The sequence below is a fragment of the Streptococcus sp. GMD1S genome, from assembly GCF_000296875.1.
In the GTDB taxonomy this organism is placed as follows: domain Bacteria; phylum Bacillota; class Bacilli; order Lactobacillales; family Streptococcaceae; genus Streptococcus.
On sequence record NZ_AJQY01000043.1, the window covers coordinates 1 to 8,884 of the forward strand.

Sequence of the window (8,884 nt, forward strand, 5' to 3'; positions counted from 1 at the left end):
CCTGTCATAACAAAGAGCAAGGCATCCCACATTTTGTCAATATCTATCAACGTATCATTTCCCTCAGGATAATCCTCTACCAAGTCAAGCAATTCCTCTTCCTGACGAGAATACCGCTTTATTTGGCTTAATTCATTGTCAGACAGATATTGATAATTAGCAATCATTCCCATAATGTTTCCTCCTATTGGTCCCCTTTCTTGAAAAAGGCAAGATATCTACTGTTTTTGGACTCTCCTCCTTATTTCTCATTCTCATCTTCCGTCACTTCCCAGACTTCTGACTGATAACCCTCACCTTCTATATCATAGCGCTGCATATAGCCTAAAAATCTTTCTTTTTGATTTGCCTTACGAGGCTTGAGAATGTTTACAGCCCAGAATCCGATAAGAATGACAACTAAAAGTGCTACTACTGTCTCCATACTACTTCTCCCTTGCCTAGCTTAATATCCTTCAACCCACTTTTCATTATCCATAATGAAAGGTTTGGCCAGTCCATCACCTGTATAATCCGCATACTTTGTAGCTAAATACTTGTAACAATCTTCCTTGCTCTCAAACTTAATTGCTTGATAAGGCTCTTCAAAAGTCAGTTTCTCTACAAATAAGAAACCCTCCTCAGCTGGCACTAAAACACCTACGTGCCCAACAAAAAGATACTCTCCATCCAAATTATCATGCAACACAACAGACAACATTCGAGCTTTATCATTGAATTGAAACTGTGAGAAGAATTTCTCCATCTTCTGCGCATGAACTTTTACATCCATCGTTGCTTCCGTCGCTACCCTAGAAAATAGAATATCAAACTCTTCCTTATCTTTTGCATCAAACACCTTTCCCTTATCGATAGCATCGTTATCCACGAAAAGAAGCTGATCATTCTTTTCAAGTTTTGGGATCGTGACTGAATTTTTCAAGAGCGCATAGCTATTGATACGGCAGTTGGTTCCGACAAAGTCACCCTTTTTTTGATTCCAAAGATTGCTGATTTTCTCTACGTCGTATTCTGTCTTCGTAAAGGAGGCAAAATCACCACTTAAGCCAGTAGAGCCGACTGTCGCATTATAGGCGGTGACAAGATTGAAAAATGCATCAACACTATTTGGGTCCAAGTGAGCTGATAAGAGAGATTTGACCTCTTCGGTACTGACTTGACCGTTTAGATTGGAATATGAAGCCGTCCAAGGAACTTTATCTGAACTGGTCTGTGTCTGATTTGCAGCTTCAGTGCTCGTATTATTTTGCTGACAAGCAGCCAAGCCAAGAAATAAGGGCAAACACAGTCCCAAGGCTACTACTTTTCTCGTTCGTTTCATGCAATTCTCCTTCTAGACTACAAGTCTCTTTTTCATTTTAAACACCATTCACTAATCATTCAGCTAGTAATCGTTGACTTAGCTATATTATACTACATAAGTCAAAAAAAGACCGCACGAATCACCCATTCATTACAGCCTTTTTAATCCTATTTTTTATTGAATGACGAAACCTTTAGGCAAAATCGCCAGTTGCAGTCCCAATTCTTGGCAATGACTGGCTAGCACTACAGAATCACGGTCTACAAGATAGTTTTCACTTGATTGGTTAAAAATAGCTTGGACCTTTTGTCCATCATAATCCCATTCAAGAGCTAGCACGTCCGGCTTAATTTCTTTTAGGCTATAGGTGCCATGTTGGATAATGCCTGAAACCTCCTTACGAAGCTGAATCAACTTCTTCATAAAATTAAGCATGTCATTACTGTCGGAAACACGTTCCCAAGGCATGACACGACGACAATCTGGATCTGGCCCTCCACCTAACCCCAACTCTGTTCCATAGTAGAAACACGGTGTCCCTCTTTGTAGAAAGAGGTAAGCTAGGGCAGACTTAACCAGTTGGGCATCTCCCTTGGCAGTAGCCAAAATCCGCTCCGTATCGTGCGAATCCAAAAGATTGAACATCACTTCCGAAATCTGTTGTCTATAGTACATTGATTGGCTATTGATCTCATCGATGAATTGAGGTGACTTCTTAGTCCCTCGCAAGAAATAATCCTTGATGCTGTCGGAGAGAGGATAATTCATGACTGCGTGGAATTCATCGCCATTTAGCCAAGGCTGTGAAGTATGCCAGACTTCTCCAAGAATATAAAGGTCAGGCTTTTTAGCCAGGACAGCCTTCCGGAAATCTCGCCAAAATTGGTGGTCCACTTCATTAGCCACATCCAAGCGCCAAGCATCGATATCAAACTCTTCAATCCAGTAGGTCGCAACGCTTAGTAAATAGTCCCTTACTTGAGGATTTGCCGTATTGAGCTTGGGCATATAGCTGGCAAAGGCAAAGGTATGATAAGGGAGCTTTCTTGGATTCCCCAGCTTATCTTTGGTTACTGGGAACTCTTGAACATGGAACCAGTCTTTATATTCCGACTTTCCACCATGCTTGAGAACATCCTGCCACTGCAGAGACTGATCCCCGATATGATTGAAAACAGCGTCCAGCATGATTTTCATCCCTCTCTGATGGGCCTCCTCCACCAGTTTACGAAAAATTTTCTTATCTCCAAAATGATGATCTATTTCGAAATAATCCGTCGTATTATACTTGTGATTGCTTGGGGATTCAAAAATCGGACAGAGATAAAGACCTGTAATCCCTAAGTCTTGCAAGTAATCCAGATGGTCAATAATGCCCTGTAAATCACCACCAAAGAAATCGCTCGTCTTTGGCTTGATAAAGGAATCCCAAGCTAGCGCACCTTCAGGTGAAATCTCAGGATTGCCATTAGCAAAGCGTTCTGGGAAAATCTGGTACCATACCATCTCTGCTACCCAGTCAGGAACATGGCAAGCATCAATCTCATGGATATACGGAATTTTAAAGCCATTTCCTTCATAATGAAGGTTTTCTAGCGTATTTTCAACACATCCCTTATCGCCATACAAAATACTCTGACCCTGCTTATCCTTGAGTTCAAAGAGATACTGGAGTCGTGCATAGCCAACTGAAACTTCCGCTTGCCAGTAATCAAATAAGACATCAGAAGTTACTTTGACCATCTCCTTGATTGCTTCATAATGGTCCTCTAAAAAGATAAAAGTGTCTCCATAATGCAAGTTGATGCTTTCTATATCATCTTTCTTGGTCCGGATACGAATGTGCATTGTCTTATCCTTATAAAGGTACGCATACTCTGACTCTGGTCTATGGTAAATGGCTGTTAATTCCATTGTTCTGTCTCCTAGTTTACTTTTATTCATCTTGCTGCGCAAACGTTTTCATTATTGTGATTCTAGTATACTACTTTAAAATTTTATTTTCAAGACTTGTCCGTAGTTTCGAGTGGATTGTTTTTGAGAATATAAAAAAGCAGTAAGATTTAATACCTACTACTTTCTGATTGATGATTTACAAATGCCTTTCAAGCCAATCTATCTTTTTAAAATCTTTATTATTATTGTGGTCATTTCGATAGGAATCTTGGGAAGAAGCCTTGTATATACTGAAATACTGTTCCAAACTTGGAACACGAAACGTGATGTCCTCGAGATGAATCAACTCTATATCTGATTTCGAAACTCCTGCAAAATCAGGTAAGGAATCGATACTTCCAAATTCAACGCTCACATCATCTTTTTGGAATTCGTGCTCGTGAATATCTACCAAGGTATAGCCTAAGTGGTTCATCACTTTCATTATCTTGTCCCAGTCATAAATCCTGAGATGATCAGGCGCTTCCCAGCCTCTAGGATCTCCAGAGACATGAATGTCAATGTCAGACGGCTCCCAATCTTCATTTGAACGGTATTCAAAACCCAAAGACCCCATGAGCGTGGGTGTGATTCCAACTTGGTTTAAATGAGAACAAATTGTTCGAAATTCATCAAATAGAGAATTCATCCTTCCTCCAATCTTTGATATAAAACTTTATTTCTCAGTGAAAGACAAACTTGTTTCTATCTTCTACTCTTTCGGTTGTGAAAAAACTTCAATATGCTGGCCCAGTACCTTAATCTCTACAGGTAGGTTATCCGACTTATCGCCATCAACATCTGACTCCAACTCACTATCTGAAGAGATTTTAATAGTACGAGCTCTGATATACTCAATATTATCATTGCCGACAACATCGCCTTTTAGTAAATCAGGAATGACGGATAATTTAGAGAATAGAGAAGCATCTTTTAGAATCAAAATATTGGCATAGCCGTCTTTGTTTTCTTCAAAGATTTTCTTATCAGCGAAGTAATTTGTCAAGAGAACCAAAACATGACTCGCTTCACCATCATAATTTCCATTTTCTGTCTCAACCTTAATGTTAAAGACCTGATCCGTCATCACAGACTTCATGGTATTTACAGCATAGGCTAATATACCGAATTTTGTCTTGTCCTCGATCTCCACATTGTGAATCGCCTCAGGCAGAGAACCGATACTAAAGATATAACCAAAATAGTTATCATTTGCTTTACCGATATCAATCTTGTTGGTTAAGTTAAAATCAAGTTCATCAATCGCACCATCGATGTCTTGATTGATTTCCAACAGTTTCGTAATGAGGTTACCTGTACCGCCTGGGATAATCCCTAACTTAGGAATGTAGTCTCTCTCAGCAATACCCGAAATGACTTCATTGACAGTCCCGTCTCCACCGAAAACAACCACTGCATCGTACTGCTCACGAGAGGCTTCCTCAGCAAAGTGTGTTGCATCCAGCGCTTTTTCAGTAATTTTGGTTTCCACGTGCTCAAAATAATCTTTGGCCTTATTCTCCAGCTTGACCTTATAATCCAAAGCCTTTTCCCCACCAGAGGTAGGGTTTATAATTAACATTGCTTTTTTCATTGATAATACTCCTTTAATAGTTACAAAAATTCTAGTAACTAATTATATCACTTGAGTTATGTAAACGCCATCCAAATGCTTGAAAAATCGAATCCACTAACTAGAATAGAGACGTTAATGTATCAAGCACTAACCTAAACTTAAACAAGAATAAATACTTATTGTTAGCAATCCACTACTTTACTTTTTTGACAATTTTATATAATCCATTAAGTATAAAATAGCTGAAACAAATGCGAACACACTGGAAAATCCAGCTAATATTGGAATAAAACCAATAATCGATGCAATCAAAAGAAACTGATAAGTCTTCTTATTGATTTTTGATTCCTCATCATAAAGAAGGAATGCTACAAAACCAAAAAACAGCAATATTAAACAAGTTGAAAAGTAGATTCCATCCCAACTGGAAAGTCTAACAAGCTTAGGTATCACCCAGTAAACGAGTTCAAATTTCCACATTTTAGAAGAAAGGTAAATAATCGTTAAAGCTCCAATTAAAGAAATAACTCCGTTTATTAGCAATAGTTTATTTGATTTCACACTTAATCCTTTTTATCCTTTTCTGTACTTATTCATCGCTAATTAATAGATTCACTTTTTAAAAATTCTTTAGACTTCCGTACGATATAGATCTCTTCATCCTCTTGAGAGACTTTTTTAAACAACTCATTCGCCCTGATCATATCTCCTTTTAATTTAGAGTTCAAAGCTTGATAGTAAGTGATTTCCAATTGTTGATATTTAAATTCGTTTTCCAATTCTTCAAAATAATCATTGGATTGATGGGCAATTGTTAAATCGTATAGAGCAAGACTCACGCTTTTTGTTTTTTCAGCTAGAGTTGGATCTGATATGGACATTTTATTTAACATGAGTTCAAGCTCATCTCTGGTCAGGTCAGGATTTGCAAGAACTGTTGAGCGAATGAGGTAACTCTCTAAAAAATCTCTGTATTTCGGCTTCAGTTTTTGATCAGTCATTGCTTCAGAAGCCTCCTTAATGGCAGCATCGAAATCACCAATCAAATAGGAATACCCAACAGATGTTAGTTTTACATCCATTTGTATAATAGCTCTTTTTGCATCTTTGTTCAACTCAATGTATTGCTTCCAAGATGGTAAATCTAAGTCCATATACAGTAACTTAGTACCACTCCTTACATACCCTCTTCTGATTAGTGCAATGAAAAGAAATAAGAGTGCATTTATGAGTATAATACAAAGAAATTGAATAGTCCTATCGTTCACCATCCAAGCTACAAAAAGAATGAGAAGAACAGCCAAAACAATCGCAACTTTTCTATAAAAAGCATATTTTTTACGTAATTCTAAGTAATTCATTATTACTCCTTTTCTAACTCACAATGCTGCATTGTAAGAGCTGTCTTGAACTTTAAATGAGTCGCTCACCACCCAAATACTTTCTGAATTGATTTAATACCTGAATCGATACTATTTCCAATATCATTTATTCTATATTTTCTCAATCTTTTCAACCTCAATTTGACCATGCTTGTATGGATGAGCGATTGGAAAACTTCCTAGAGTAAACATGAAAAAGAATAACGATATGATTCCATTGATTACCAAAAAAGCCCCTTCTGTTCCATTATTCAAACCAAGAAAGAAAAGTAAACAAAGGGCAATTGCTCCAACCAAAGGATATACTCCTCCGTTACTTTTTTTAATAGTTGTAAAGGTCACTGTGTATTTATTGCTGTTTTGAGGAATCCATTTATCTGCTTTATTATGGGATAACTTTAATGAAATCAGAATTGCAAAATAAGAAATCAGCATAGAAATTGCAAAGAGTAATAACTTTAATAATATTTGCTCGCTAATATTATTGTGAATAAAAAATTTTTTCAGCGCATCATAGCTAACCTTGACGATTGGTTGAACGATAATGGCTCCCATTGTTGCACTTACAGGTCTGCTAGGTTTAATTTCGAATTGGTTATTATTCTTTTCAATCTCTACCATGTTCACTGTAATTGTATCTGTTTTTATTCCCCAGTAATAGCTCTTGGGGCTTATAGTACTTGTATCCATGACATACTTCTTCGATTCTTTATCTATCTGAACAATTTGAAAGCACATCATGCTTGAATTTTTAAATTTTAATTCCACATTTACCACTCAAATACTTTCTGAATTTTATTATAAGTTACATTATACCTTTTTCACTTCTTTAAATTCTAGGTATTTCTTTTGATAAGCATAAGTCAATGGAATAACGCCAGATTCAATCCAAATAAATAGATAGGCCAACAAACCATTCAACACTAGAATTGCAGCTTCTGTTCCATCATCTTCTCCCATATAAATAGAGAAAGCAATTGTATGTAAAATGAGAAATAGATAGGCATGGAATTGTCTTTTTTTCTTATTATTCTGAAAGATTATTTTAAACCTCTTCTTTTCCTGCGATAAACGACTTGAAATTTCCTTCCTTGATTTGATTAAAATACTTTGATAGACAATATAAGCTACCAAAATAGATATAGGAAATAAAGATACTTTTAAATATAGATTATGACTAATATCATAATATCTAAAAATTGATGTTACTACTCTATACAAAAGAAGGCTAAAACCAATAGATACCATACGCATTCCTGAAGGACCCATCTTAATTTTTTTATCAAAATTTTTATTCTGACTATCGAGTTCTATCAAATCAACTTCAAGAGTTTCAGGGGAAAGTCCCCAATAATAACTCTTTGGTGTTGTGGAGTTGGAATCAAGAACGTACTTTTTCTCTCCCATCTCTAACACATCAAAATAAGCAACATCTAATCCTCTAAAATTAATTTTCACATTTACCACCCAAACACTTTCTGAATTGATTTAATACCGGAATCAAATGCTTTGCCAACATCTGATATACTTTTATTAAGATTGTCACCCATCTCATTTGTTATAGTTTTAATCCTCATAAAGTTACTATAAATTATAACTTCTCTATTCTATCAAAAATAATCTCTTGCTTTTCGTAACTTTCTCGGAGTGGTAACATACCTAAGATAACCGTAAAGAAACCCAAAAATATAATACTGTTAATGATAAGGATAGAGGCCTCTGTCCCATTATCAGTAAATATATAAAACCCCAAACATCCTATAACCATAACGAAAAGAATAGGCAGAAGTTTATACAGTTTTAACTGACGTTGTGGTCTTGCTAATTTGAAAACTATTTGATACTTCGTTTCTTTACTTGAAAGTTTTTGTTGAAGATTATGACGAACCACAAAAGCAATGAACCTGAAAGTAAGATAAGCCAGGGCAATAAAGAGGACAAATAAACCCAATTTAAAAGAAATATTATGGCTAATGTCATAACTCTTAAAAGCATTCGTAACAATCCCATAACAAGCTCCGCCTATTGCTACACCTATTCCAATACCAATTGATTTACTCATTGTTGGAGCCACACTCTCAAAACGTATATCTCTTTTATCTAACTTTAAGCATTTAGCTGTGATTTCACTGGGAAGATAACCCCAGAAATAAGTTTTAGGGCTAATGCTAGTCATATCCAAAAGATATTTTTCTCCTTTAAATTCTACAATTTTATGAAAAGTTTTATTTGTTTCTTTAAATTTTAATTCCATATTTACCACCCAAACACCTTTAAATACTTCTTTTCTAATTCAACACTACTTTCGATAATACTGGAGACATTTCAACTCGGCGATTACTCTTTTCAATTTCGTTCATGGAAACCTCATTCTTTTTCAAAAATAACACTACTAATTTGCACAATCTTTTGATTAGATTTTAGTTGAATAGTTACTCTATATATAGTTGAGCTAGAATGATTTACTAATACTATACATGTTGTTTCCTCTGGTAAATCATATTTGCTTTTTAGATGTTTATAGAGGTCAGAGTTATTTTCTGGCTGATATACAATCTCACGAAGCTCTGTTTCTGCACTCTTAAAGGTCTCCTTTACATCTAAAGAAGTAAAGAATTCTCTTTGTACCACTAAATTAAGAATTTCTTCATCATATAAAGGAGTTACCTCCGACCCATAATTTAACTT

General features: G+C 35.9%; 11 protein-coding genes and 1 pseudogene. All 12 read right to left on the reverse strand.

Features of this window, described 5'->3' with window-relative positions; translation table 11 throughout:
* A partial coding sequence (locus GMD1S_RS11730; RefSeq protein ID WP_008279209.1) for a DUF1877 family protein occupies positions 1 to 173 on the reverse strand: 173 nt, incomplete at its 3' end.
* 68 nt (positions 174 to 241) lie between these two features.
* A complete protein-coding gene (locus GMD1S_RS05800; RefSeq protein WP_000451082.1) occupies positions 242 to 424 on the reverse strand; it encodes a hypothetical protein in 183 nt (60 codons plus the stop codon).
* A 21-nt stretch (positions 425 to 445) separates the two neighbouring features.
* Positions 446 to 1,321, reverse strand: coding sequence for a DUF4300 family protein (locus GMD1S_RS05805; RefSeq protein ID WP_000831842.1), 876 nt, complete (start codon positions 1,319 to 1,321; stop codon positions 446 to 448).
* Positions 1,322 to 1,477: 156 nt separating this feature from the next.
* Positions 1,478 to 3,217 (reverse strand): glycoside hydrolase family 13 protein, encoded by a 1,740-nt coding sequence (locus tag GMD1S_RS05810; RefSeq protein ID WP_000423952.1) that lies wholly within the window; start codon positions 3,215 to 3,217, stop codon positions 1,478 to 1,480.
* A 178-nt stretch (positions 3,218 to 3,395) separates the two neighbouring features.
* Positions 3,396 to 3,887 carry a phosphoribosylanthranilate isomerase gene (locus GMD1S_RS05815; RefSeq protein WP_001086572.1) on the reverse strand — a complete coding sequence of 164 codons (492 nt, stop codon included), beginning with the start codon at positions 3,885 to 3,887 and terminating at the stop codon, positions 3,396 to 3,398.
* A gap of 63 nt (positions 3,888 to 3,950) precedes the next feature.
* Entirely contained in the window at positions 3,951 to 4,832 is an 882-nt protein-coding gene (locus tag GMD1S_RS05820) for a diacylglycerol/lipid kinase family protein (protein ID WP_000710093.1), read from the reverse strand.
* A gap of 180 nt (positions 4,833 to 5,012) precedes the next feature.
* Positions 5,013 to 5,375: a hypothetical protein gene (locus GMD1S_RS05825; RefSeq protein ID WP_000841302.1), complete on the reverse strand. Its 363-nt coding sequence runs from the start codon at positions 5,373 to 5,375 to the stop codon at positions 5,013 to 5,015.
* A 38-nt stretch (positions 5,376 to 5,413) separates the two neighbouring features.
* Positions 5,414 to 6,175, reverse strand: a complete 762-nt coding sequence (locus tag GMD1S_RS05830; protein ID WP_001108329.1) for a hypothetical protein — start codon at positions 6,173 to 6,175, stop codon at positions 5,414 to 5,416.
* A gap of 132 nt (positions 6,176 to 6,307) precedes the next feature.
* Entirely contained in the window at positions 6,308 to 6,973 is a 666-nt protein-coding gene (locus GMD1S_RS05835; protein WP_000248455.1) for a hypothetical protein, read from the reverse strand.
* Between the two features lie 33 nt (positions 6,974 to 7,006).
* Entirely contained in the window at positions 7,007 to 7,663 is a 657-nt protein-coding gene (locus GMD1S_RS05840) for a DUF443 family protein (RefSeq protein WP_000248558.1), read from the reverse strand.
* A 124-nt stretch (positions 7,664 to 7,787) separates the two neighbouring features.
* A complete protein-coding gene (locus tag GMD1S_RS05845; RefSeq protein WP_000420676.1) occupies positions 7,788 to 8,450 on the reverse strand; it encodes a DUF443 family protein in 663 nt (220 codons plus the stop codon).
* A 113-nt stretch (positions 8,451 to 8,563) separates the two neighbouring features.
* A pseudogene (locus tag GMD1S_RS12245) lies at positions 8,564 to 8,884 on the reverse strand (hypothetical protein); the annotation flags it as partial.

Coding starts and splice junctions, on each gene's coding strand:
- GMD1S_RS05800 (WP_000451082.1), bottom strand. CDS start 424: ATGGAGACAGTAGTAGCACTTTTAGTTGTCATTCTTATCGGATTCTGG.
- GMD1S_RS05805 (WP_000831842.1), bottom strand. CDS start 1,321: ATGAAACGAACGAGAAAAGTAGTAGCCTTGGGACTGTGTTTGCCCTTA.
- GMD1S_RS05810 (WP_000423952.1), bottom strand. CDS start 3,217: ATGGAATTAACAGCCATTTACCATAGACCAGAGTCAGAGTATGCGTAC.
- GMD1S_RS05815 (WP_001086572.1), bottom strand. CDS start 3,887: ATGAATTCTCTATTTGATGAATTTCGAACAATTTGTTCTCATTTAAAC.
- GMD1S_RS05820 (WP_000710093.1), bottom strand. CDS start 4,832: ATGAAAAAAGCAATGTTAATTATAAACCCTACCTCTGGTGGGGAAAAG.
- GMD1S_RS05830 (WP_001108329.1), bottom strand. CDS start 6,175: ATGAATTACTTAGAATTACGTAAAAAATATGCTTTTTATAGAAAAGTT.
- GMD1S_RS05845 (WP_000420676.1), bottom strand. CDS start 8,450: ATGGAATTAAAATTTAAAGAAACAAATAAAACTTTTCATAAAATTGTA.